Origin of the sequence: Psychromonas sp. Urea-02u-13 (assembly GCF_002835995.1) — a bacterium.
In the GTDB taxonomy this organism is placed as follows: Bacteria; Pseudomonadota; Gammaproteobacteria; order Enterobacterales; family Psychromonadaceae; genus Psychromonas.
On the sequence record NZ_PJBZ01000054.1, the window covers coordinates 26,073 to 51,180 of the forward strand.

The window sequence follows — 25,108 nt, forward strand, 5'->3', positions numbered from 1 at the left end:
ATGACTGAACTTCTCAATTGGCATCCAAAATTTAAAGCATTTAACCTTGAAAGTGGCGACATGTTATTACTCAGTGAAATGAGTAGTTTCGCATTACCTAAAAAACAGTTTAGCGCGTTAACGTTAATTGATGGCAAACGCTCAACTGATGACATTATCGCAATCTTGTTGGATCGCCAGCAAGATATCGCGACTTTTCTGTATCAAGTGAGCCAGTTTAAGCAACAGCAGTTATTGGTGGATGTGAGAGAAGCTGGTGGTTTAAAGGCTAATGAGCTGTGTTTTGTTACTCAAAGGTGTTCTTTGAGTAAACCCATTTATAAAAATCAACATTATGCTGTTGTTAACCTCACTGAAAATACAGCACCTGCGCTTAGCTTATGGCTTGAATGTTTTACTCAACTTGAATGTCTGACTTGCCAATACGTTACTTTTATTGTTTGTGATGATCTCTTAAACCCTGCGTTACTCGCTGAAGTCGGAAAACATGATGCTGTGTGCATTATTAAAATAACCGGCGAGCAGCTACAAATTGTATCGTTACTCGGGCTGGTTAATGCGTCACAATATTTTGCTAAGTTACAACATCGTTTAGCGCATAATAATCCCACATTAGGTTTGATTGCCACCTGCTTTCCGGATGCTGATTTAATGTCTGCTTATATCGCTAATCAGCCATTAACAGCGATGCTATTACCTATTTTACAGCAACAACTAACGAATCAACTAACAGCTGTTAAACCACAACTCACTGTAATTAATAGAGCGAGCGGGGCGGTTGAACAGCACCCTATTAGTTTGATAAACGAACATCAGGCCGATTTTAAAACACAAATATTATCAAAAATCACGTTAACCACTTGTCCTGCTCAATTTAATAAAGATGGTGGCTCACGAACGGTCTGTCCACAGCAAACCGTAGACAACATCACGCCCTTTATTAGCCCAATAACGGGGCTTATTACCCATATTCAGGCGTTACCTGACAGCCTTGATAAACCAGTGAAAATCTACACCACTGCCTTTTTCAAGAAACCTGCAATAAATCGCCTGACTAATATCGATAATGGCAGTTTTGTACATCAGTGCATGGGCAAAGGTGTTTCGCATAACCAATCACAAGCCAGTGCGTTGTGTGAAGCGATTGAACGTTTCAGTGCGCATTTCCAAGGCGATGAGCCTCTACATTTGAGTAAACCTGATGTTTTAGCTAAACGTTATTATGACTTCCAACAGTTAGTCCCTTATAGTGTCTTGCAATATCAGCAGTTTAATGATGAAAATCATCCAGACTCATTATTAAAACAAGCAGCTATCGCTTATCAAGGTGAAGCGATACATTGGTTACCAACATGGTCGTTGACTGAGCATGAACAAGTTCACCTGCCTCTCACACATTGTTTTGCCAATATTCCCTTCGATGATGATAAATTTGCTCGCTGGCACTCTAACGGCTGTGCTGCCGGTAATACCTTAGAGGAAGCGATTTTACAGGCTTTATTTGAATTGATTGAACGTGATGCCGTGGCTATCTGGTGGTATAACCGCATCGAACGTCCGGCGTTTGATTTAACGCGACTTGATAAAGACAATTTAAAGGTCATTGATGAAACCTTAGCTGATCATGATTATTGGGTATTAGATTTAACCCATGATATTGAGGTACCCGTGATGATAGCGATTGGGCAACATAAACAAAATGGTGGGTTAAGTTTTGGTTTTGGTTGTCATCTGCAAAGTGACTTGGCTGCGCAACGGGCACTCACGGAATTGTGTCAGTTGATTCCAATACGGAATCAAAAAGACGCGCCTTTTGATTTTGATGCGGTGCAACCTGATGCTTATTTATTCCCATTGGATAGCATCAAAACTGTACCGAAGGATATTGAAAGTAGCGGTGATATAAAATTGGATATTGAAATGCTGGTGGATAAATTGCAGTCATTAGGATTAGAAACCTTGGCGCTTGATTATTCTCGCGCGCCTTTGCCAATAAAAAGCGCAAAAGTGTTTGTACCTGGGTTATGTCATATTTGGCCACAATTTGATAATCAGCGCCTTTATCAAACGCCGGTTAAACTGGGCTGGTTAGATAAAGCCTATTGTGAACAAACGATAAATCAACAAGCTTTGTATGTATAGGGATACAAAAGCCCGGTGTAATAACGTGTAATATTTATTACAGGTTATTATCTGTCGCCTGACTTTATAGATACAAGTTTAAAATAATCATTATTATTAGTATGTTAGTGTGTAAATTGTCATTTTTTCAGTAATTTCTTCACTGCGAGTAAAATAGATTGAAAGGTTCATTTCCTGTAATAAGTTGTAATGGTTATCTTTGCATTAAGCCGCTAATCTACACCTAGTTTAATTAATTGCTCCTGCATGCAGACGTATTTTCGTTTGTTTCAGGATATTTAGGAGTAGAATATGGGTCAATTAATGTTGCAGGATAATTTAACCGGACTTGCAAACCGTAAACAGTTTGTTATCGCTTTTGAAAATTCAGTAAAAATGAGCATTCAAAAGAAAAGAAACATCTCTCTACTCTTAATCGATTTAGATGGTCTCAAATCAATTAACGAAGCACACGGTCATAAATCGGGTGATTTAGTCATTAGCACTTTTGCGAGTCTATTATCGCAATGTATTCACTTTACCGATCAAGTTTTTCGCTACGGCGGCGACCAATTTACTGTGATTTTAAATCACACAGAAGATACCTCAGTGACGGACCTCGTCAGACAAATATGCAAAGTATTAGACAGTAATGTCATTATGAGAGAGTTTGACATTGCATGCTCTGTTGGCCGTGCTGATGTCACTGATCACGATGATTTTAACAGTTTGGTTGAACGCACTGAACAATCACTTAATATTAGAAAAAACATACAAATAGCAACTGGTATCAATTATGCGGATTACCCGCTTTATGATTTAGTGGCAAATGGTCAGTAAGATTTGCTGCATAAATATGATGTTAGTGCATTGAATTGCATGGAGAAATAAAAATGACAAGAATGATTAATAACAATACCGAAGAGCAAATCACGTTATTGATTCAGCATATATTTGGTCGTCATCCAAGCACTTCGCATACGGTTTTGCAAAATCCAGATGCCTCGCGCATGCATGCAACTATTCTTTGGGATGGTGAGGATTGGTTAGTGCAGGACTCAAGTAGTAACGGTACCTTTGTAAACGGTAACCCGGTATTACGTGGCACGATGCAAAAATTAAACAAAGGGGATAAAATCCATTTTGCGAGTTTAGCGGGTGACGCGTGGGAAATACTGGAAGTGGTTGCACCTAAAAGTTTGCTTGTGCCAGTGACTGCGGGTTTAAAAACCATTGAATTAGATAATATCGCTATTTTACCCAACGAAGAACTAGCAGAAGTTACGTTGTATCAATCACCTAATGGCCACTGGGTCTGCGAAAGCAAGTCGGGTATTTCGGTATTAAAAACCGGTGATTTGGTCGGTTGTGAAGGTCATACTTGGCGTTTTATTGAAGCCCGAGCAAGCGAAGAAACGACCTATTTAGTGTCAAACGAGCTACCTACGTCTCCACAAGTGGGCATCTTTTTTAATGTTAGCCAAAATGAAGAGCACGTATCATTCAAATTTAAAATGGGTGATCATGTTTATGATTTAGGTAAACGAAACCACCATTATTTGATGTTACTGTTAGCGCGTAAACGTTTAGAAGATCGTGAAAGTGGTGTGTGTGATGCTGAGCAAGGTTGGATGGATAAAGACCAACTTTGTAAAATATTGGGGTTAAGTGAAAACCATATTAATATTCTTGTTTACCGTTTTAGAAAACAAGTGATTAGTTTACTGCCTCGTTCATTAAACTTTCCGCAGGCGATTGAAAGAAGAACCTGCGAAATTCGTTTTGCTTACGAAGATATCGACATTTCAGGTGGCTCAATTGTTGAAGTCGCGAGTAACCAGTAACCAGTAACCAGTTACTAATAAGATGCGTTATTCATCCAGTTAAAATCCCAAATTATTTGGGATTTTTTTTCCTAAAAAACGGTAAGTTATATTTCGTTAGAAACAATACCAATTGGAGTAAGTATGTGGTCTAAGTTTTACGCAGATAAAATAGCTTAATTCAAGGCGGAAGTTGACGCCTTTCGAGCGGTTAACTTGGTTAACCCTCTACCGGTGAATTAAATTAAAGACTTTAATTCATTAATGGTTGTTCCCTTTACGAAATTTTCAACGAAGAAGTAAGTTATTTTAGCCAGTAAAATAGATCAGCTATTTATTTCGATTGGTATAATAGTGAAATTTTATCATTATTTGTCTTGCTGACTGCGGTGCTTGCGGTAATATCCCCCTTCTTAAAAAATTAAACTTAAAAGGGCAATAAAATGGCACGTCAAGTGACTTATAAATTCAAAAAGAAGCTTAAAACAATCCAATTTTCATACGGTATCTTTCACGATATTTACGAAGCGGTTGCTGATGCTGAAGGCGTTGATTTAACAAACTTTCTTGAGATGGAAAAACAACTAGCAATGAGTTGCCGTGGCCAGGGAATTTTAAAAAACCACCGTCAAACAGAATTTGCTGCTATGGGGTTTTCAGATATAAAATTTGTTCGTGATGAAGAGAAAGATGCAAAAAAATAATATTCCCTGTGCGAGTTTAACAAGTGCTAGTTCAACAAGAGCGAGCACTGCAGAGGAAATAGAGTACCTAAAACACCGACTACAACAAACCCTAAGCCCACGTAAACGATTACTAAAAGCGATTTTAAACACGCTGGTAATGTGGGGTGGGGCGTTACTCGGTTTATTGTTAATCAGTGGTGTTGCGAGTTCTTTAGCGCATTACAGTGAGTTACTTAGCCAAATCCTCTCTTATTCAGGGGGACAGAAATTAGTGATTGTAGGTACTGCATTGTATGCACTATTTAGCACTTATCTATGGTTAACCACAACAGAGAATACCTACCCCCTCATTTTACAAGACATCACAGACGCAACCGTCGTTGATGAAACTTACCCTATACAAGCCGTGTGTCGATTTCAGGAACCTGAAATGGGCGGTTTTATCTATTTATTGAAAGTCTCTGAACAAGCTATTTTTGTACTTTACGATTATCAAAGCCAAACTAAGCCCGATAATGTATTTTTAATACAAGACAAGCTAATCTTAAGCAAAGCATCTCATTGTGATCATTATGTGAAACGACAGTTTACTGGTGAGCCCCTTATTGTTAAAAACACATACCCACTTACGCTTCCTCCTGAACAATGGCCGGTGCCCGATACATGGTTATCAATGCCTTGGTTAGATATAACGTCATATTTTAGTCAAAAACAATAATATTCATAAACCCTACAAGATATATTTGTGAATATTATAAAAGTAATCTTCTTATTGATAATAATGCGCATTAAAAGCAAACATCATTTAAAAACTGCCCTACTATATAAGTGTTAGTTATATTGGTTTTGATTTTTAGTTCATAAAAGCATAAAGAGAGGTGGATATGAGTAAAAATAACATGGATAAAATAGGTTATAAGGTGATCGTTACTGGTCGTGTTCAGGGGGTTGGTTTTCGATATTTCACGGCAAAAGAGGCTAATAAATTAACTATTTATGGCCACGCTAAGAATTTAATCGACGGCTCTGTAGAGGTAAAAATGTATGGCGAAAAGCCACAATTACTCATACTACTGAAATGGCTAGAGAAGGGTCCTAAAACATCTATTGTTGATGACATTAAGGTGACTGAAACAGTATATATTCATAAAGAAGGCTTTTTATGCCTCTAGGTATCTATTTATCATACCAAATTGACTATAATATTGATCTATATCACCTTTAAAGGAACTGTTAAGTGTCATTTACTATAAAACAAAAAGTTTATTTTTTCGTCGCATTCTCACTGTTGTCTATTTTGTTCATAGGTTACAGCGGTATCTCTTTATTAAAAGAGGAGATGTACGAAGATCGAAAAACCCAGCTAAAAGTACAAATAGAAACAGTGGAAGGTATTTTAAAATTCTACCAACAAAAAGCAGCATCCGATGAGTTAAGTCTAGAAGAGGCACAAACAGCTTTTTACTCGACACTGCAAGAGATGCAATATAGTGGAGATGGCTACTTTTTTGCTTTCACCACCGATATGGTATTAAAAGCGAGTTTAAAAGGTAAAAAAATAGGCGGTAACGTTGCCACTGTTAAAGATGCCAATGGCCGTTATGTATATCAAGATATTCTCAACGCGACACGTTATACCGGTGGCCGAGGTTATGTAGAGTATCAATTTCAGCGTGTTGCTAATGGCATACCTGAAGATAAACTTTCTTATTCATTACACTTTAAACCGTGGAATATCGTCGTAGGTACGGGTATCTATATTAGCGATGTAACAGAAAAAGTGGTGAGTAATATTATTGAGATGGCCATCATTGTTTCCTTGGTATTAGCGGGACTTGCATTTATTGCTTGGAAAATTATCTCTGCGGTTATCGCACCGATTAGCAATATTCAAAAAGTGATGGCTAAGGTCGAAGCGGGTGATATTACCCTACGTTTGGCGGTTAACAAAAATGATGAGCTAGGGTTATTGAGCCAATCAATTAACTCTATGTTAACTGAATTTCATAATTTGTTGAAAAAGCTATCGGGTTCTTCACATGATTTAACCAATGCCTCGAACAGCTTATCAGTGATTGCACAACAGACTAACCGTGGTGTGAACAAGCAAACGCAAGAGATTCAAACGGTAGTCAGTGCGATTGAGCAGATGTCACTGACGGTAAAAGAAGTAGAAGGTAATACAGTAACGGCTTCTAATACGACACAAGAAACCAATGACATGATTCATGATGCAAGCTTGATGGTGGCTGAAACGATGGGGCTTGTTGATAATGCAGCGCAAAAGATTGATCATGCTGGTGCGGTTGTTGATGAATTGAAACAGGGATCATCTGAAATTGCTGAAGTATTAAATGTTATCACGGGTATTTCTGATCAAACTAACTTGTTAGCGTTAAATGCAGCCATTGAAGCCGCACGTGCGGGTGAAGCGGGTCGTGGTTTTGCCGTTGTAGCAGATGAAGTAAGGAGCCTTGCACACAGTACGCAAGACTCAACGGTTGAGATTCGCAAGATCATCGAGAAGTTACAATCATTGTCACAAACCGCATCTCAAAGTATGGCTGACGGTAAAGAGGCTGCTAATCAAACCATTGAAGCTGCAGCGAGTACGGATGAGAAGCTAAAATTAGTGGTGCAACATGTTGCTCGAATCAATGAGATGACCGGACAAATTGCATCAGCAACAACAGAGCAGGCAGCGGTTGCGGAGGAAGTGGCACGTGCAATGGTCAGTATTAGTGATATATCTGTTGAGACAGAGCAAGCCAGTGAGCAAACTAAACTGGAAAGTTTAAATGTGAAATCGTTATCGCAAGATGTTGATCGACGTATTGAACGTTTTACCATTTAAGAAAGTGAACTGGAAGGTTTAATATTGAAAGGCTAGAAGGCATTTATGCGTTCTAGCCTTTTGCCTTTATTTAGTCTGTGCTTTCTTTTGGAAATCATTTAATACAATTTGAAGCGCTTCAACGGCAGTTTGATTATCTATTTTATTTTCTTCAAGTAACTGAATTAAATCCACTGCAATTTGTACTGCTGGTGGCGCATCGGCTAGTTTATGTTGTTCTTCACTCATCGTCTATTTCCTCAAGTTGAAACTCTAATTTTTGGGTAAAACTATTACATTTCTGAAAACGACCTTTTAATGCTTCGATTTTTTCTTTGGTATAAGCGCGATCACAGCCGTTGTCGTCAGCCAATAACTCTTCCTGTTCAGAAATCATGGCAATCAATCTATGTTCATATTCAGATTGCTTTTTAAGTTGTTGAAATATTTTCTCTTTCGGTGACGAATAAGACTTATATAGCAACGACGCTTTGCCTTTGTCGACGGATTGTACCAATTGTAAGAGCAACTGAAATTGAACAACAAATTTCTCACACTCTATTTTAATCAATAGCTCACTGCGTTTTTTACTGATACAACTTTCCAGTGAATTCAGTGTTTTCTCAATTTGGGTTAAATAACCCAGCAGCGTCAAACTACGTTTTGGAAATTGATGTGCTTCAAAAACAAAACAACGATTTTCTGTTTGTTTTATCTCACTATCAATTTTAATACATCGTAATTTAAGTGCGTTTAATTGTGCCTGAAGTTGTTGTATTGATCCACTGTCTAACTGAGCCATGCGTTATACCCTAGTTTGAGTGCCATGATCATGACAATAACAATAAAGATAGGTCGAATAAATTTACTGCCAAAACGAATCGCAGAATGCGCGCCGATATAAGCGCCTAACATTAAACAACAACCCATGGTTAAACCAATCAGCCAGTTGACCTGACCAAAATAAATAAAGGCTAATAGCGAGGTAAAGTTACTGGTAAAGTTCATCGATTTCGCGACGCCACTGGCCAACAAAATATTCAGTTTATATAAACGCATGTTTGAGATAACCCAAAATGCGCCCGTACCAGGCCCTGATGAACCATCGTAAAAACCCAATAAAAAACCCTGGATGCGTTGCTTGAATACTAATTGTTTATTTTGTGTGGGTAGTGCATCACCTTCAACCTCTTTTAAACGGCTAAATAAGCTGTATATGGCAGCTACCAGAATAATAAGGGGGAGAAATTTTTCTAACCAGTAAGTACTGACAAAGTTTATAAAAATAGTCCCGAATAAAGCGCCTATAAAGGTGCTATAAAGGCTTTCTTTCCAAAACTTGGGTGTAAATAGTTGTTTTTTAAAATAGGTGTAAGCCGCCGTACCAGAGGCAAAACAGGCAGACAGTTTATTAGTGCCTAATGTTAAATGTGGGGGTAAACCTAAGCTTAATAACGCAGGTACGGTTAACATGCCACCGCCTCCAACAATCGCATCAATAAAGCCAGCCAATAAACCAACACCCATTAACAAAGCTAAGCAGCTTGGGTCAAGTAGCAGTTCGGTCATGAAGATTTTTGCTCGTATTGAATATTAAAAGGAGGTAATGCGTCAAGCAAACCTTTGCCATAACGTTTTGTTTTTACGCGTTTATCCAAAATAATTATTTTACCTGTATCTTGTTCTTTACGAATAAGTCGTCCGCAAGATTGAATGAGTTTTTTGCTGGTTTCTGGGATAGCGAGTTGCATGAATGGATTCCCTCCCTGTGAGGTTATCCATTCTGAATGTGCTTCTTCAACAGGAGAATTAGGCACCGCAAAGGGCAACTTAGTGATCATTAAATTCGTCAGATAATGCCCTGGTAAATCTAATCCTTCGGATAAACTACCGGTACCAAATAAAATGGAGGTTTGGCCTTTGTCACAGCGTTCTTTATGATCAATGATTAACTGACTACGTGAAAGCACACCTTGTATTAACAGCGCCGGTCCATATTTTTTAGCCAGTTTGTCTGCGACTAAATTCATCTGCCAATAAGAGGCAAACAAAACTAAGTTCGCTTCTTTATCTTCAATGAACTGTTCAACTTTATCAACCAGCTCATTATCAAATTCAGGATGAGTAGGTTCGTGCATCATGTCGGCGACAATCAATGGGATCGCAGGGTAATCAAAAGGAGATTTCAAACGTAGGTATTGTGTTCCGTCGTCGCTACGCAGCCCACTTTGACGTTTAAAATATTCAAAACTATTCATCGAGGTGAGGGTTGCCGAGGTGACGATAACGCCTGCTGCCTGAGACCAAAGCATATATTCTAATAAACCACCGACTTCGATGGGAGAAGCATGCACGCTTAGTTCGTTATTCTCATTATCGACCCAAGCGGCAATCGGTGCATATTTATCAGAGCGTTCTTTAGTGAGCATTTTACTTAAGCTATTAATGGTTTCAAAACGCTGTAAAAATAGACCTGTTTCTATTAACAAAGGCTCAGCATCACGTAACTTAATATTGTCATCTTTTATCTCTTCATCAATAATCGAAGACAGCTTGGTTAATGCAGCGAGTCCTTTTTTGCTTTCCATGGCAATATTATTCATGATATTGAGCAATGCATCGGGTAATTCACCCAGTGCAAATCGGCATTGATTTTTTTCGCCTAAGAGCTGTGGATTATCACGGAAAAAGTGATCTACTTTTTTAAATTCCGCTTCTAGTTCTACGCCACTTTCCAGTAAATTTAAGCAGGGCGTGATAGTGGTATGTTTTTTAATACTTTTAGAAATATGCTGATTCAGCGGTTTAAGTTTTTTTAACCATTCCTGTGAATTTTTGATATTGGTTGAAGCACTGGCAAAATCACGTGATATTTTTGGCAGGTGATGGGCTTCATCTAAGACATAAAAACAGTTATCAGGATCAGGCAGAATAATACCGCCACCCAATTCGAGATCTGCGAGTAATAAGGCATGATTAACAACAATAACGTCAGCTTTATTTATATCGTCACGTGCACGATGAAACGGACATTGTCGATGATTTGAAAGCGCGCGTTTACAGCTAAATTTATCGGAGACGATATGTTGCCAAATTCTATTTGGGATAGGTGTTGGCCAGCTATCGCGATCGCCTTGCCATTTCCCCGCAAGGTAAGCATCAGTTAAACGTTTTAATAACGCTTTATCACCCGCTTTAGGTTTCTCTTCAAATAAGACCGGTTGTGCAGCGGTCTGTTGTGTTGCGAGTAATTTATGTTCGCAGCAATAACGTTGTCTGCCTTTGGCCAGCGTAAAAGAGAATTGATAATCACTGTGACGCAGGAAAAAAGGCAGATCTTTATTGATTAACTGCTCTTGCAACGTAATAGTCGCGGTAGAGATAACTAATTTTTTGTTATTCGCTTGTGCAACAGGCAGGGCTGCCAGAATATATGCTAACGACTTACCAATGCCGGTACCCGCTTCAGCCACCAGAATCCGTCGAGATTTGTCATACTCACCAGCAAGTACCTTTGCTATTTCAGCAACTAAATAGTTTTGCGCTTTACGTTTTGCAAAATTAGGTAACGCTTCTGTGAGTCGCTCATATCCATTGCGGATCTGTTTTTTAACTGTGTCTGAGAGCATATATTCCGAACTGTGTTAGGGCGTTATTTAGGCTGTTGCAGATATAATACCGCTGCTTCAACGCGTGATTTTATGGCCAACTTTTTCAATAAGCTTTTAACATGTACTTTTACCGTACCTTCAGAGATATGTAAACTTTCTGATATCTCTTTATTGCTTAAACCTTTAGCAACTTCAGCAATAATTTGCTGTTCTCGCTTGGTTAAATTAGCTAATTTCTCGCGGATATTATCTTCTTGGTCAAGCTCATCTAAAAATGCAGTCAGTTTATCGGTCACAATTAATTTGCCCGAAAGTACTTTGATGATATTGCTTAATAAGAGTTCTGGCTCTGAGTCTTTTAATAAGTAACCATCTGCCCCTTGGTTGATCATCGCAATCACATCTTGTTTGTTATCACTAACAGTCAGAATGATGATTTTAGCGGGACAGTTGTCTTTTCTTAATGCTTTTAGTGTTTCTAAACCAGAAATACCCTGCATATTATAATCAAGTAGAATGAGTTCCGGATGAACTTTTTTAGCGTAACTCACCGCTTCAATGCCATTGGTTGCCTCTGCAACAACAAGAAAACTGGGTTCGATAGACAACAGCTGCTGTATTCCTTTGCGCATGAGTGGGTGATCATCGACAATCATAATACGTGTTACATTAGACATTTTCACTTCCTTGATTAAGTATTGAGTCTTTATAAGGGAATATCAGCTTAACTTCAGTTCCTTTGCTTAAGCTGTTAAATGAAAGTGTTGCACCTAATTCATCGGCACGCTGCTTCATTATGGATAGCCCGTAGTGGTTATTCTTTTCACTATTATCAATGATGCCTAAGCCATCATCAATAACACTAATCCATACCTTATGCTGATCAGTAATAATGCATGACACTTCAATACGTTCACACTGAGCATGTTTAATCGCATTAATGATCGCTTCACGCACTATTTGTAACAGATGGATATGTTGACTGGCATCGGTATAAAAATGTGTTTCAAATTGTCTGATACAGATCAGAGCATTGGTTTGTTTTTGCAATGTTTTTATCATAGTGACCATGGCTTCTTTAAAGTTTGATTCGGTGACACTCAAACGGAAAGTCGATAACAGCGAGCGTAATTGTATGTACGCATCGGACACGGCTTCTTCGATATTACCAATGGTTTGTTGCGCCTCTTGTTGCGCTGAGTTGTTCACATGGCGATGTAATAATGTGCATTGAATCTTGAGAAATGAAAGTGATTGCGCAATAGAGTCGTGTAACTCACGGGCAATAATGCCGCGCTCTTCCATCAACAATATTTTTTGTTCTTGTAAGCTGTATTCTTCTTGATAAAGCGCACGTGCGACTAAACCGGTGAAACTTTCGATTAAACCGTGTTGCTCCTGCGAGCCTTTAATTAAGACATAGTTTAAAAATCCGTAAGGTTTTCCATTGATGATAATCGCAATACGTAACATATTTTCATCAATGCCAGCACAGCCAAGTTCACTATTGATAAAGGTGCCATTGTTGAGCTCGATACACAATTTTTCTAAATTGGCTTGTTTGGCTAATGCATTAAGTGCGTTATACAGAATAGGCGAGGTGAGTTTTACTGTGCTTAACTGCTGCGAAATAGAATATAAAAATTCAATCGTTTGGTGCGCTTTTTCGAGGGCGATGGTTTGCTCTGAAACTTGAGTTTGCATGGTGCTAATTAGGTGGTGAAGTTCGTTTGAGGTGTCTTCAATACCCTGAGATAAAATGCCGATTTCATTTTTTGATTGTGGAAATTCAAGATCAAATTGGCGTTCTTTAATCAACTTTACATTTTTAACTAATTGTTTAATCGGTAAAACTATCTGTTTTTGGGAATACAAATACAGTGTGATACCGATGAGCATGATAAGGAAAAAACTGATCAATTCAGCCAGGTGCACTAAGTGCATTTTTTTAGTGGCCAGTATTTGATATTGTTTTACAAGTTGATTAAGCGAAGCAGAAAAAGGGCGGAGTAATAAATCCGTCTCTGAAAAGTTACCAGCATTGATGCTTTTATGTATCGCTTGCCATTGCACGGCAAGGTGTTTGTTGGTTTGATTAATCTGTTTGGTATTAAACCACGAGCTTTCAAATAATTTTGGGACGGGTAATTGTTTATCTATTTTCTGCATAATATGCGACATATCTTGCGGATAATAGTGTGATGCATAAATGAGTTCGTTGGTGGAAATTTTAAGTGTCGTGAGCTTATCGATGATTTTCATATTAACAATATGACTGTCGAAAGTCGCAAATACGCTTATAATATGTACTGCCGATATGATAAGAATCAACAAACAAGCGTTTGTAATCACTTTTACAACAGAATGGGAATGAAAGAGTAGATTAATTTTCATGACTAATAGAGAATAAAAAAACAGAACGCAAATGTAACATAATGTTCACATTTATACCTACAGCTCCGAGCTTAATATCGCTAAGTTTTTTGAATATGTGAATTAAGCCGCTTAACGTTAACCATTTGTTAAGAAGGGTAAAACAAGAAATTGTTTTGCCTCCCGTGTTTGGAAAGGAACTAAAACATGCAACAGCTAAAAGATAACTTCGAGCGTAAGTTCGAATACCTGCGCCTGTCGATAACCGACGAATGCAATTTTAAATGTAATTATTGTCTACCTGATGGGTACAAACGTAGCCACCAAGGTGAGTTTTTATCTCATCAAGAAATTAACCATCTGGTTAATGCTTTTTCTGAGTTAGGCACTAAAAAAGTACGTATCACTGGTGGTGAACCGAGCTTACGTAAAGACTTTCCTGATATCATTAAATCGGTTGCGAGTGTGCCGGGTATCCAAAAGGTGGCGACCACTACCAATGGATTTCGACTGCAAAAAGACGCACAGCAGTGGTTTGATGCGGGTCTCGATGCAATCAATGTCAGTATTGATAGCTTAGATGCTAGAACCTTTCATTTAATCACTGGCAAAAACATCTTTCAAAAAGTGATGGATGGCGTTTCTGCTTGCGTTGATGCGGGTTATAAACAGGTCAAAATTAACAGTGTATTAATGAAAGGCCTGAATGATAAAGATCTGGATCTTTATATCGATTGGATAAAAACACGTCCCATTCAACTGCGCTTTATTGAGTTAATGCAAACCGGTGATAATGCTGAATTTTTCGATAAACACCATCTTTCAGGTTTGTGGATAAAAGAGAAATTATTAGCCGAGGGTTGGACACAAAAAGTCCCCTTAAGTCATGATGGACCTGCACAAATTTTTACCCACGATGAGTTTCAAGGTGAAGTTGGGTTAATTATGCCCTACAGCAAAGATTTTTGTAAAAGCTGTAACCGTTTACGTGTTTCTTCAACTGGCAAATTACACCTTTGTTTATTTGGTGAGCAGGGCGTTGATCTACGTGATTTATTGGTGGATGCTTCGCAAAAAGAAGCGTTGAAGCATCGTATTATATTGGCGTTAAATGACAAAAAAGAAAGCCACTACTTACAATCGGGCAATACTGGTGCAACGCCTCATTTAGCCTCTATCGGCGGATAGTATAAACACTCTCACGTTACTACTCCTTACTGAGTACCCCCGTAAACGTGAGAGTAAACCACCTTACTAAATTAAATTATTTACCCCTGTTTTTTGTTTGTCAACTCCCATTATTCGACCAAGTTATTGATGTGCATCAATAGATCTCTTCTTTAGCATACCTGTCTAATGCATATTTGTTATTATTTGTTACAAAGTAAAAACAATAATTAACGTTTACATAACAATAATTAAAGTAGGGTTATATTGTGCACTTTGATGATACGAAACGCAGTCTATTTAAGCGAAAAAAAGAGATAACCACGGATAATTTATTACCTTGGATTATCGATGCACAGCAATTTTTAGAAAAATGTACACAATGTGCTGATTGTATTTCTGTTTGTCCAGAAAATATTATTATCAAAGGGGACGGCGGCTTTCCAAATATTGATTTTGATTTAGGCGAATGTGTTTTTTGTGGGAAATGTGCAGATGTTTGTAAAGAGCCTATATTTACAGCTACTAGTGCATCTCCGTGGCAGAAAAAAGCCCTCATTAAGCAAACATGTTTAGCCCATGAAAATATTTATTGTCGCAGTTGCGCTGAAAGTTGTGAGGCTCAAGCGTTAACGTTTCAACTTGGTATCAGTGCTATACCAATAATTGATACTGATTTATGTATCGGTTGCGGTGCTTGTGTTGCGCCTTGTCCAACGAAAGCAATTGAAATAAAGGAACTAAAATGAAACCTGAAGAACTACATATCTCAAGTTTGATCGTGCATGTGAATATCCTAAAAGTGGATATGATCCGTGCCAAAATTAACTTATTACAGGGTGCTGAGGTGATCACTGTTTCAGAGCAAGGGAAAGCGATCGTGGTGCTAGAAGCACCAAATCAACGCATTATTATGGAAGTAATTGATAGTATTAATGAAATAGATGGGGTTATCAATACCGGCCTTGTCTACCATGAGTTTGAAAAAGCAGAAGCCTAACCATTTATACCCATGCTACCTCAAAATGCAAAGTCAGCAAGGAAAATTGTGCCGAGATGCTAGGCATAAAATTGAAGCCTAGTTATTCTAAGTCGATATTTTATAACGACGTAGATTGGTGCAAGTTGCCTTGCCCTACGGGGCGCTAGCTTGAAAAACAGCCCTACGTTGCAACAATCGAAAAGGGAATGACCATTAACTCTTGTTGCGCCTTGCTCTGCTTATCAAGCTAGTGCCTGACAAAGTATCTTGAGATAACATGGGTATATAACGCAGTTCAAAAAAATCAGTGAGGAAGAAACATGACATTTACCAGACGTGAATTTATGAAAGCACAGGCAGCCGCATCGGCAGCCGTTGTTGCAGGCATAACATTACCGGCTTCTGCTAGCAATTTAATTGCCAGCAAGGATGCAAGTAAAATCAAATGGGATAAAGCCCCATGTCGTTTTTGTGGTACCGGTTGTAGTGTACTTGTAGGAACACAAGACGGGAAAGTAGTGGCGACGCAGGGGGATCCAGAATCACCTGTGAATAAGGGCCTTAATTGTATCAAAGGTTATTTCCTGTCAAAAATCATGTACGGGAAAGATCGCTTAACAACCCCTTTATTACGCCAAACTAATGGTGTGTACGATAAAGAAGGCGATTTTGCACCGGTTTCTTGGGATGTTGCATTTGATGTGATGGCTGAGAAATTCAAAAAAACATTAAAAGAGAAAGGGCCTACCGCGGTGGGTATGTTTGGCTCTGGTCAATGGACAGTAATGGAAGGTTACGCTGCCTCTAAATTGATGAAAGCCGGTTTCCGTAGTAATAATATCGACCCCAATGCACGTCACTGTATGGCATCTGCGGTAGGTGGGTTCATGCGTACCTTCGGTATTGATGAGCCAATGGGCTGTTATGACGACCTTGAAAATGCAGATGCATTTGTATTATGGGGATCGAACATGGCAGAGATGCATCCGATTCTTTGGTCGCGTTTAACTGACAGACGTTTAAGCAATGCTGATGTTAGTGTGCATGTTTTATCTACTTATACGCATCGCTCATTTGAGCTTGCTGATAACGGTATGATCTTTACGCCACAGTCTGATTTAGCCATCTTAAACTTTATTGCTAACTACATTATTCAAAATGATGGTGTGGATAAAGACTTCGTTAAAAAGCATACAAACTTCCGTAAAGGTGCCACTGATATTGGTTATGGACTTCGTCCTGAAAACCCATTACAACAAGAAGCTAAAAACCCAGATTCAGGTGCGTCAACACCCATCAGTTTTGATGAGTTTGCTAAGTATGTTTCTGAATTTGATGTTGAATATGCAGAGAGAATGTCTGGTGTACCTGCCAAGAAATTAATTGAGCTTGCAAAAGTTTACGCAAATCCAAAAATTAAAGTAACGTCATATTGGACAATGGGGTTCAACCAACATACACGTGGTGTTTGGGCGAACAACCTGATGTACAACATTCATTTGTTAACCGGTAAGATTTCTAAACCGGGTTCTGGTCCATTCTCATTAACAGGCCAACCATCAGCTTGTGGTACAGCACGTGAAGTGGGTACCTTCTCACATCGCTTACCTGCTGATTTAGTGGTTAAAAATCCTAAGCATCGTGCGATTGCTGAGAAAATTTGGAAGTTACCTGAAGGGACTATCCCAGCAAAACCGGGTTATCACGCTGTATTGCAAAACCGCATGCTTAAAGACGGCAAGCTAAATGCTTATTGGACAATGTGTAACAACAACGTACAAGCCGGTGCAAATATTAATGAAGAGATTATTCCGGGTTACCGTAATCCAGAGAACTTTATTGTTTGTTCAGACCCATACCCAACGGTAACAGCGCAAATGGCTGACCTTATTTTACCAACAGCAATGTGGGTTGAAAAAGAGGGCGCTTACGGTAATGCAGAACGTCGTACACAAACTTGGTACCAACAAGTTGAAGCGCCAACGGGTGCAAAATCTGATTTATGGCAATTAATGGAATTTGCTAAACGCTTCAAAATTGAAGAAGTTTGGACAGAAGAGTTAATCGCTAAAATGCCTGAAGTACGTGGAAAAACTATGTATGACGTGCTTTACCGTAACGGTAATGTTGATGCATTTAGTTTAGATGAAGTGCCTGCAGACCGTCTCAATGATGAAGCGCGTGATTGTGGTTTCTACATTCAAAAAGGCTTATTTGAAGAGTATGCTCAGTTTGGTCGTGGTCATGGACATGATTTAGCACCATATGACAGATACCATAAAGAACGTGGTTTACGCTGGCCGGTTGTGGATGGCAAAGAAACGTTATGGCGTTTCCGCGAAGGAAGCGATCCGTATGTTGAAAAAGGCTCTGAATACCAGTTCTATGGTAAAAAAGATAAAAAAGCGGTTATTTTTGCACTACCATACGAGCCACCTGCAGAATCACCTGATGAAGAATATGACCTGTGGTTAAGTACTGGTCGTGTGCTTGAGCATTGGCATTCTGGTTCAATGACACGTCGCGTACCTGAATTACATCGTGCTTTCCCTGACGCGGTTGTGTTCATGCACCCTGATGATGCTAAATCACGTGGTTTACGCCGTGGTGATGAGATTGTATTAGCATCTCGTCGTGGCGAGTTAACCTCTCGTGTTGAAACGCGTGGTCGTAACCGTCCACCAAGAGGCTTGGTATTTATGCCTTGGTTCGATGCTAAACAGTTAGTTAACAAAATCACACTCGATGCAACGGATCCGCTTTCAAAACAAACGGATTACAAAAAGTGTGCGGTTAAGATAACCAAAAAAGCATAATCAAGGGGATTAATACCAATTTCACTAAATAACGGATCAATCTTGCTGGTTAAAAGAAGCGATTTCCACGTTGTAAGTTTTGTAAAGGGAACAACCATTTACAGCAACTTTCGCCTTGAACTCGCTTATTTTTCCTGCGCAATATTAGACCATTAAATTAATGGAACTGGTATAACCAAAACAATAATAAGAATGGCTAGGCAGTTTTACTTAGCCACTCTTATAGCTAGTGTGAAATACAGAGTAATTTAAGGTGTTCACGCGTGTATTGTTATCGTTATGATTATTTTAGGTTGCAGAAAAACAGCCTAAAATAAGATAAAAAAAGTCGGAGAGACAAAATGAAAAAATTGCTAACAGCTATTATTGCAGCTGGAATCGTTGCATTAACCGCATCACCTGTTTGGAGCGATGGCTCAGATGAGTTAGTTTCGAATACTGGGGGTGTTAGTTCATTGCGTGGTTTGGTTGAAATTTCGGATATTAATAAATCTGAGCCAATGAAGCGTGTGCCAAGAGACCAACAACCTATCGATCGAAACTATGTGCAACAACCACCATTAGTACCACACACAACACGTGGTTATCAGGTGAACTTAAATGCTAATAAATGTTTGTCATGCCATAGCTTCAAAAATGCGGGTGATATGGGCGCAACAAAAATTAGTGTGACGCATTTTGAAGCGCGCGATGGTACAACGTTATCTGATGTATCGCCACGTCGTTACTTTTGTTTGCAGTGTCACGTAACGCAAGCCGATGCAAAACCATTGGTAGGAAATACTTTCCAACCAGTCGACTCGTTGAGATAAAGGAGCAAAAATTATGCTGAATTTATTAAAACGGTTATGGTTAGTGATGAAGTCTCCCTCTTCAGCTGCTATGGGGTTTATCCTCATACTCGGTTTTACCGGTGGTATCATCTTTTGGGGTGGTTTCAATATGGGCATGGAAGCGACCAATTCAGAAGAGTTCTGTGCGGGTTGTCATGCGCCAATTGTAAAAGAGATCAAAGAGACGATTCATTACTCAAACCGATCGGGTGTACGTGCTATTTGTAGTGATTGCCATGTACCACATAACTGGACAGATAAAATTGTACGTAAAGTACAAGCGTCTAAAGAGTTAGTGGCATTTGCAATGGGTACCATTAGCACCCAAGAGAAATTTGAAGAACGTCGAGGTTATCTTGCTAATCGTGAGTGGCATCGTATGAAAGAGAATGATTCACAGGAATGTCGTAATTGTCATGAGTTCGACTTTATGGACTTCAGTGAGCAGGGCGCACGTAGTGTAAAACAGCACTCTACCGCACTTGCTTCGGGTGAAAAGACCTGTGTTGATTGCCACAAAGGTATTGCACATCAACTTCCAAATATGGAAGGTATTGAAGGCTGGTAAAATAGCTGTATTATCTCAATACTGTTGAGTCATACGTAAACTAAAAAGGGGCTACTAGCCCCTTTTTTAATTTTATTATAAAAAAGATGAAAGGAATTTTTTTGAACGTTGCAGGAATTGTATTAGCGGGTGGATTATCATCGCGTATGGGGCGAGATAAAGCGCAACTTTTATTAGCCGAACAAACATTGTTAACGCGTAATGTGGCACTTTTATCGACATTAAAACTCAGTGATGTTTTTGTAAGTGGTCAATATAAAGACTTCCAATGCATAGAGGATGTTAATCCTTTATTAGGTCCTATTGGTGGCTTAGATGCCTGTGTTAATACATTGTTTTCAGAGTATGATGCTTTATTTGTTATTCCTGTTGATATGCCTCTTTTAGGGCTTGAAGAGTGTCAGTTCTTATTAAATGCTTTTGCTACTTATCCGCAAGGAGTATTTTATGCGCAAGCAACTTTCCCGATGATTCTGCCTTTAACAAAGCAGCTAAAAGAATATTTAACAGAAGCACTCGCTTCACCCCATAATAGGCAACGTTCACTTTATCGTTTGTTAAAAATACTTAAACTACAGCCTATTAATGTGCAAGCCGAAAACAGTCATCGTTTTCAAAATAGTAATACGCCACAAGAGTGGACTGATTGCTTAGCAACGTATCACGCGTTACCAAAATAATATTTACAGTGCATTCGTTTAATACGGGTGTTTTATATAAAAACAAACAATACCTATTCAGAGCAAAATGATGGACTCTGAATGGTTACAAAAACAAAGGAATACAAATGAGTCACCTTAGTGTTAAAGCATTCAAACCTGCAAAAATGGCAGTATTAACAGTATCAGATACTCGTAACGAAGAAACAGATACGTCGGGAAAGTATTTAGCGGACGCATTAGTGGAAGCGGGACATCAATTAGCGGATAAGCAGATTGTCATTGATTGCCCTTATAAAATTCGTGCAATCGTATCGCAGTGGATTGCGGATGATAATATCGAGTCGATATTGATTACTGGCGGTACTGGTTTCACCTCACGTGATACAACACCTGAAGCGGTATCTGTTTTGTTTGATAAACATGTTGAAGGATTTGGCGAATTGTTCCGCCACGTTTCTTACCAAGAGATTGGCTCGTCAACGATTCAAAGTCGTGCTATTGCTGGTTTTGCTAATAAGACGGTTATCTTCTGCATGCCTGGCTCTACGGGCGCATGTAAAACCGCTTGGACAAAAATCATTAAAGAACAGATGAATAGCACCCATAAGCCGTGTAATTTTATGCCACACATCGGTGTTTAATGTTTCAGTCGTCGCTATATTGTTAACTTCTGCGTTGAAAGTGCTCACTTGGTAAACCAAGCTCCGCGCTTTCGCCTTGAATTTAACAATCTAGCTTAGACTGAATTCATCAAACATATTTAGTTAGTATATTCCGTTACATCGAAAACAAAGGTTCATCATGGAAAATAAATTTACTCATATCAATCAAGATGGTAAAGCCAATATGGTTGATGTGACAGAGAAAAGTGTTACCGTTCGCGAAGCGATTGCTGAAGCTTATATTGAGATGGCACCTGAAACATTGGCGTTAATCATAGGTGGCAATCACCATAAAGGTGATGTGTTCGCGACAGCACGTATTGCTGGCATTATGGCGGCTAAAAAAACATCGGATCTTATTCCGTTATGTCATCCATTAGCGCTGACAAAAGTAGAAGTTGAATTAACTGCTGAGCCAGAACTGAATCGTGTGCGTATTCAAAGCTTATGTAAATTATCTGGTAAAACAGGTGTTGAGATGGAAGCATTAACGGCCGCTTCTGTGGCGGCGCTGACGATTTACGATATGTGCAAAGCAGTGCAAAAAGATATGATCATTTCACAAGTTAAATTACTTGAGAAAACCGGTGGTAAATCAGGCCATTTTAAAGCAGCAAGCAATATGGAAAGTAAGGCATGATTAAAGTTCTATTTTTTGCGCAATTGCGCGACCAACTCGGTGTGTCTGAATTAAGTGTCAGCAGCGATGAAAATCCAAACGTACAAGTATTATTAAACAATTTAAAAAACAAAGATGAACAGTGGGAAAAACTACTTTCAAGAGCGACATTAATGGTAGCTGTTAATCAAACCATTAGTAATAAAACCGCTACTTTGTCGAGTGGTGACGAAGTTGCTTTCTTTCCCCCTGTGACGGGTGGCTAGATGATAAAAGTTCAAACTGAAGATTTTAATCAACAAGTTCAATATGATCGATTGCGCCAAGCAAGCCATACGGGCGCCGTTGTGACCTTTACTGGTTTAGTGCGTGATATTAATCAAGGTGAGAAGATAAGTGCGTTGACGCTTGAGCATTACCCTGCAATGACTGAAAAAGCCTTAGCTGATATTGTTGAACAAGCGAAGTTACGTTGGTCCATCATCAATGCGACGGTTATTCATCGTGTGGGTGAATTACAGTTATTGGATCAAATTGTTTTTGTGGGTGTGGCAAGTCTTCATCGTGGTGATGCATTTGCTGCTTGTGAATTTATAATGGACTACTTAAAAACACAGGCGCCATTTTGGAAAAAAGAAACCAACAGTGTTGGTGAATCTTATTGGGTTGATGCCCGTGAAAGTGATCAAACGGCACTCTCTAAATGGGATATTGTGTGAAACAGTTAGTTGCTCTTTTATTGCTTTGTTTTATCTTGCCAGCGCATGCTTCGTTGAAGGTAGCGGTTGCGAGTAATTTTAAAGTCACATTGAGTGAAATTATTGATTTATATGCACAACAATCTGATCAAAAAGTATTAATTTCAAGTGGCTCTACGGGCATTTTATATAATCAGATCAAACACGGCGCTCCCTTTGACCTGTTTTTATCTGCTGATAAAGAAAGAGCCCAATTGATTGAACAATCCAAATTAGGTATCAAGGGATCTCGTTTTACTTACGCACGTGGTAAGTTGGCTTTTTGGGTGCCGAAAAGTGATACAGAAGTTAACAAACAAAGTCTGATTGATTTTGAAGGACATGTTGCCATTGCTAACCCTAAACTTGCTCCCTACGGCCTTGCCACTCAACAAGCATTGCAGAAGTTTAAGTTATGGAATAAGTTTTCTTATATAAAAGGCAATAATATTGCTCAAGCCTATCAATTTATCGATACCGGCAATATCGGTGCAGGTTTTGTCGCACAGACATTATTATTACAAAATAATGAAAGCCAATATTATCTGTTACCCATTGATAGCTATCTGCCAATTTTACAACAAGGTGTGATGTTATCAGGCAGTAAAAATAAACAAGCGCTACAAGACTTTGTCGACTTTTTACAATCTGATGCTATTCAGGATTTGATACGCCAAAAAGGGTACTTATAACCATGACTTATAACTATAACTATGATTTCTAAGCATGACTGCTAACTATGGCTTCTCACGATGATTTATAAATATGCTCAGTGAACTTGATCTAAGCGCCATCTATTTAACGTTAAAACTTGCGAGTTTAACAACGCTGACCTTATTAATAATTTCGCCTCCGCTTGCCTGGTGGCTCGCGCGTAGTAAATTGTTTTTTAGACCCTTTATCGAATCGCTGGTGGCATTACCCTTAGTATTACCGCCTACTGTATTAGGATTTTACCTTCTACTTTCATTTTCTCCTGACAGTTATTTTGGGGCTTTTTGGATACAATTAACCGGCAGTGGTTTAGCCTTTTCTTTTGCCGGACTGTTAATCGCCTCTGTTATCTATTCATTACCTTTTGTTGTACAGCCTCTGCAAAGTGCTTTTGTAAACCTAGATAAAAACTATTTAGAAGTGGCGTCAACCTTAGGTTTTAGTCCTATTAAAACCTTTTATAAAGTCGTTTTCCCGATGACCTTGCCCAGTTTTATTATTGCTGGCGCATTAGGGTTTGCACATACCATTGGTGAATTTGGCGTGGTATTGATGATTGGGGGAAATATCCCTGGTGAGACACAGGTATTGTCGATTACGCTGTTTGATCATGTTGAAACATTACAGTACGAACAAGCGCATTTACTGTCTATATCACTGCTCATTTTCTCAATGTCTTTACTCATCTTAATTTACGGTGTGCTTCAAAAACGCCAGAAGCGATTAAACGATGCCTAATAATATGCTTAAATTTACGCTCTGCAAAGCAGGGTTATTTAATTTTGCTGCTGAGATTAATTTAGCGGGCGTTTGTGGCGTTTTTGGCGACTCTGGCGCGGGTAAAACCTCACTAGTACGTGCCCTAATTGGATTAGATGAACAATTTATTGGCTCAGTTAATTTTAATAATAACGTTTGGCAAGATGACAAACATTTTGTCAAAACAGAGCATCGTCAAATTGGTATGGTATTTCAGGAACCTCGTTTGTTTCCCCATTTAGATGCCTTAGGAAACCTAACGTTAGCGCACAATAAACGCAGTCTATATACGATAGAGACACTGGCTAAGTTACTGGATTTTGAAAACCTACTTGATAAAAAAACGATTGCCCTCTCAGGAGGTCAAAAGCAGCGTATCGCGATTGCACGTGCTATTTTAACCGCGCCCCAATTGTTAATCATGGATGAGCCACTTTCATCACTTGATGCGCATAGCCGTGCGTTACTGTTACCGTTTATCAAGCGCTTAGCCAAGCAGATTCCTATTTTATATATTACCCATTCGATGCAAGAGCTCTTTTATTTGGCCAATAATATGTTATTGATTAATGACGGGAAAATAGAAGCGGTAGGGGACCCTCAAAAATTATTTATTGACCCTAGGTTAAGCTTAGTAAAGCACGCTCATTCTGGTTTGTTGCTTAATGTAACGTGTTTATCGTGGGATGAAACACATGCGATGTTGCAGGGTAAAGTTGATGGTCAGGCTATATATCTCGCCATGGATAAACCTGTTGAGCAAGAAATTTTACAGATAAAGGTAGAAAGCAAAGACGTTATCATTGCAACGCAACAATTCCCGCATAGTTCATTACAAAACTGTTTTACTAGCGAGGTGGAACAAATAGAACAGATATCAGCCAGTCATATATTGTTAACGCTGAATCTTGGAAAGCAAAAATTATTAGCCAAAATAACAGCTAAGTCGTTGCAACAGTTACAGTTGAAAGTAGGGCAATCTGTTTATAGTTATATTAAAGCGGTCAGTATTATTGGCGAGATAACCTAATCATTTTTAATTCATTCCTTCAAAGCTAAATCTTTAGTCAAACTTTAAGTTACCCCATTTACTTGGTAGTGATTATCAATTACATTGTATTGTAACCTGATAAACAATGGAA

The 25,108-nt window shown here is 38.8% G+C and carries 27 protein-coding genes and 1 riboswitch; of the genes, 21 read left to right on the plus strand and 6 right to left on the minus strand.

Going from position 1 to position 25,108, the window contains the following annotated elements:
* The 7 genes from CXF74_RS08990 (at position 1) to CXF74_RS09020 (ending at position 7,484) form a co-directional block, all read left to right on the plus strand.
* A complete protein-coding gene (locus tag CXF74_RS08990; RefSeq protein WP_101082072.1) occupies positions 1 to 2,142 on the plus strand; it encodes a YcaO-like family protein in 2,142 nt (713 codons plus the stop codon).
* Between the two features lie 291 nt (positions 2,143 to 2,433).
* Entirely contained in the window at positions 2,434 to 2,961 is a 528-nt protein-coding gene (locus tag CXF74_RS08995) for a GGDEF domain-containing protein (RefSeq protein WP_101082073.1), read from the plus strand.
* A 53-nt stretch (positions 2,962 to 3,014) separates the two neighbouring features.
* Positions 3,015 to 3,965 (plus strand): FHA domain-containing protein, encoded by a 951-nt coding sequence (locus CXF74_RS09000; RefSeq protein WP_101082074.1) that lies wholly within the window; start codon positions 3,015 to 3,017, stop codon positions 3,963 to 3,965.
* A gap of 422 nt (positions 3,966 to 4,387) precedes the next feature.
* Entirely contained in the window at positions 4,388 to 4,648 is a 261-nt protein-coding gene (locus CXF74_RS09005; RefSeq protein WP_101082075.1) for a DUF2960 domain-containing protein, read from the plus strand.
* Entirely contained in the window at positions 4,635 to 5,348 is a 714-nt protein-coding gene (locus tag CXF74_RS09010) for a hypothetical protein (protein WP_101082076.1), read from the plus strand. The genes CXF74_RS09005 and CXF74_RS09010 overlap by 14 nt, the downstream gene beginning before the upstream one ends.
* A gap of 166 nt (positions 5,349 to 5,514) precedes the next feature.
* Positions 5,515 to 5,802 carry an acylphosphatase gene (locus tag CXF74_RS09015; RefSeq protein WP_232772475.1) on the plus strand — a complete coding sequence of 96 codons (288 nt, stop codon included), beginning with the start codon at positions 5,515 to 5,517 and terminating at the stop codon, positions 5,800 to 5,802.
* A gap of 65 nt (positions 5,803 to 5,867) precedes the next feature.
* A complete protein-coding gene (locus CXF74_RS09020; RefSeq protein ID WP_101082077.1) occupies positions 5,868 to 7,484 on the plus strand; it encodes a methyl-accepting chemotaxis protein in 1,617 nt (538 codons plus the stop codon).
* A gap of 66 nt (positions 7,485 to 7,550) precedes the next feature.
* Here CXF74_RS09020 and CXF74_RS09025 read toward each other — a convergent pair whose 3' ends face one another.
* The 6 genes from CXF74_RS09025 to CXF74_RS09050 are packed head-to-tail and all read right to left on the minus strand — an operon-like array spanning position 7,551 to position 13,336.
* Positions 7,551 to 7,712 carry a YbaM family protein gene (locus CXF74_RS09025; RefSeq protein ID WP_101082078.1) on the minus strand — a complete coding sequence of 54 codons (162 nt, stop codon included), beginning with the start codon at positions 7,710 to 7,712 and terminating at the stop codon, positions 7,551 to 7,553.
* Positions 7,705 to 8,265 (minus strand): primosomal replication protein PriC, encoded by a 561-nt coding sequence (gene priC / locus CXF74_RS09030; protein ID WP_101082079.1) that lies wholly within the window; start codon positions 8,263 to 8,265, stop codon positions 7,705 to 7,707. The genes CXF74_RS09025 and priC overlap by 8 nt, the downstream gene beginning before the upstream one ends.
* Positions 8,253 to 9,032 carry a TSUP family transporter gene (locus tag CXF74_RS09035; protein ID WP_101082080.1) on the minus strand — a complete coding sequence of 260 codons (780 nt, stop codon included), beginning with the start codon at positions 9,030 to 9,032 and terminating at the stop codon, positions 8,253 to 8,255. Before CXF74_RS09035 ends, priC begins: the two co-directional genes overlap by 13 nt.
* Entirely contained in the window at positions 9,029 to 11,092 is a 2,064-nt protein-coding gene (gene dinG, locus CXF74_RS09040) for an ATP-dependent DNA helicase DinG (RefSeq protein ID WP_101082081.1), read from the minus strand. The genes CXF74_RS09035 and dinG overlap by 4 nt, the downstream gene beginning before the upstream one ends.
* Before the next feature lie 23 nt (positions 11,093 to 11,115).
* A complete protein-coding gene (locus CXF74_RS09045) occupies positions 11,116 to 11,751 on the minus strand; it encodes a response regulator (RefSeq protein ID WP_101082082.1) in 636 nt (211 codons plus the stop codon).
* Complete coding sequence (locus tag CXF74_RS09050) at positions 11,744 to 13,336, minus strand: histidine kinase (protein ID WP_232772476.1); 1,593 nt, start codon at positions 13,334 to 13,336, stop codon at positions 11,744 to 11,746. Before CXF74_RS09050 ends, CXF74_RS09045 begins: the two co-directional genes overlap by 8 nt.
* Before the next feature lie 183 nt (positions 13,337 to 13,519).
* A riboswitch (molybdenum cofactor riboswitch) is annotated at positions 13,520 to 13,663 on the plus strand.
* Between CXF74_RS09050 and moaA the strand changes: the two genes are divergently transcribed.
* The 14 genes from moaA to modC all read left to right on the plus strand — a co-directional run bounded on the left by moaA (position 13,655) and on the right by modC (position 24,996).
* Positions 13,655 to 14,635 (plus strand): GTP 3',8-cyclase MoaA, encoded by a 981-nt coding sequence (moaA, locus tag CXF74_RS09055; protein ID WP_101082084.1) that lies wholly within the window; start codon positions 13,655 to 13,657, stop codon positions 14,633 to 14,635. Its footprint overlaps the riboswitch before it by 9 nt.
* A 248-nt stretch (positions 14,636 to 14,883) precedes the next feature.
* On the plus strand, positions 14,884 to 15,363 hold the full coding sequence (gene napF, locus CXF74_RS09060; protein WP_232772477.1) for a ferredoxin-type protein NapF: 480 nt from the start codon (positions 14,884 to 14,886) through the stop codon (positions 15,361 to 15,363).
* Positions 15,360 to 15,614 (plus strand): chaperone NapD, encoded by a 255-nt coding sequence (locus CXF74_RS09065; protein ID WP_101082086.1) that lies wholly within the window; start codon positions 15,360 to 15,362, stop codon positions 15,612 to 15,614. The genes napF and CXF74_RS09065 overlap by 4 nt, the downstream gene beginning before the upstream one ends.
* A 302-nt stretch (positions 15,615 to 15,916) precedes the next feature.
* Positions 15,917 to 18,412 carry a nitrate reductase catalytic subunit NapA gene (napA, locus tag CXF74_RS09070; protein ID WP_101082087.1) on the plus strand — a complete coding sequence of 832 codons (2,496 nt, stop codon included), beginning with the start codon at positions 15,917 to 15,919 and terminating at the stop codon, positions 18,410 to 18,412.
* Between the two features lie 341 nt (positions 18,413 to 18,753).
* Positions 18,754 to 19,224, plus strand: a complete 471-nt coding sequence (locus CXF74_RS09075; protein ID WP_101082088.1) for a nitrate reductase cytochrome c-type subunit — start codon at positions 18,754 to 18,756, stop codon at positions 19,222 to 19,224.
* A gap of 13 nt (positions 19,225 to 19,237) precedes the next feature.
* Positions 19,238 to 19,813 (plus strand): NapC/NirT family cytochrome c, encoded by a 576-nt coding sequence (locus CXF74_RS09080; protein ID WP_101082089.1) that lies wholly within the window; start codon positions 19,238 to 19,240, stop codon positions 19,811 to 19,813.
* Between the two features lie 101 nt (positions 19,814 to 19,914).
* Positions 19,915 to 20,493 carry a molybdenum cofactor guanylyltransferase gene (locus CXF74_RS09085; RefSeq protein WP_101082090.1) on the plus strand — a complete coding sequence of 193 codons (579 nt, stop codon included), beginning with the start codon at positions 19,915 to 19,917 and terminating at the stop codon, positions 20,491 to 20,493.
* 107 nt (positions 20,494 to 20,600) lie between these two features.
* Positions 20,601 to 21,116, plus strand: coding sequence for a molybdenum cofactor biosynthesis protein B (moaB, locus tag CXF74_RS09090; protein ID WP_101082091.1), 516 nt, complete (start codon positions 20,601 to 20,603; stop codon positions 21,114 to 21,116).
* Positions 21,117 to 21,276: 160 nt separating this feature from the next.
* Entirely contained in the window at positions 21,277 to 21,777 is a 501-nt protein-coding gene (moaC, locus tag CXF74_RS09095) for a cyclic pyranopterin monophosphate synthase MoaC (RefSeq protein ID WP_101082092.1), read from the plus strand.
* Positions 21,774 to 22,022, plus strand: coding sequence for a molybdopterin converting factor subunit 1 (gene moaD / locus CXF74_RS09100; RefSeq protein ID WP_101082093.1), 249 nt, complete (start codon positions 21,774 to 21,776; stop codon positions 22,020 to 22,022). The genes moaC and moaD overlap by 4 nt, the downstream gene beginning before the upstream one ends.
* Positions 22,023 to 22,475 carry a molybdopterin synthase catalytic subunit MoaE gene (gene moaE / locus CXF74_RS09105; RefSeq protein WP_101082094.1) on the plus strand — a complete coding sequence of 151 codons (453 nt, stop codon included), beginning with the start codon at positions 22,023 to 22,025 and terminating at the stop codon, positions 22,473 to 22,475.
* Positions 22,472 to 23,185 (plus strand): molybdate ABC transporter substrate-binding protein, encoded by a 714-nt coding sequence (gene modA / locus CXF74_RS09110; RefSeq protein WP_232772478.1) that lies wholly within the window; start codon positions 22,472 to 22,474, stop codon positions 23,183 to 23,185. The genes moaE and modA overlap by 4 nt, the downstream gene beginning before the upstream one ends.
* Positions 23,186 to 23,258: 73 nt before the next feature.
* Entirely contained in the window at positions 23,259 to 23,945 is a 687-nt protein-coding gene (gene modB, locus CXF74_RS09115; protein WP_101082096.1) for a molybdate ABC transporter permease subunit, read from the plus strand.
* The gene (gene modC, locus CXF74_RS09120) at positions 23,938 to 24,996 is read left to right on the plus strand and encodes a molybdenum ABC transporter ATP-binding protein (RefSeq protein WP_232772479.1); all 1,059 of its coding nucleotides are present in this window, start codon (positions 23,938 to 23,940) and stop codon (positions 24,994 to 24,996) included. Before modB ends, modC begins: the two co-directional genes overlap by 8 nt.
* Positions 24,997 to 25,108: the final 112 nt, after the last annotated feature.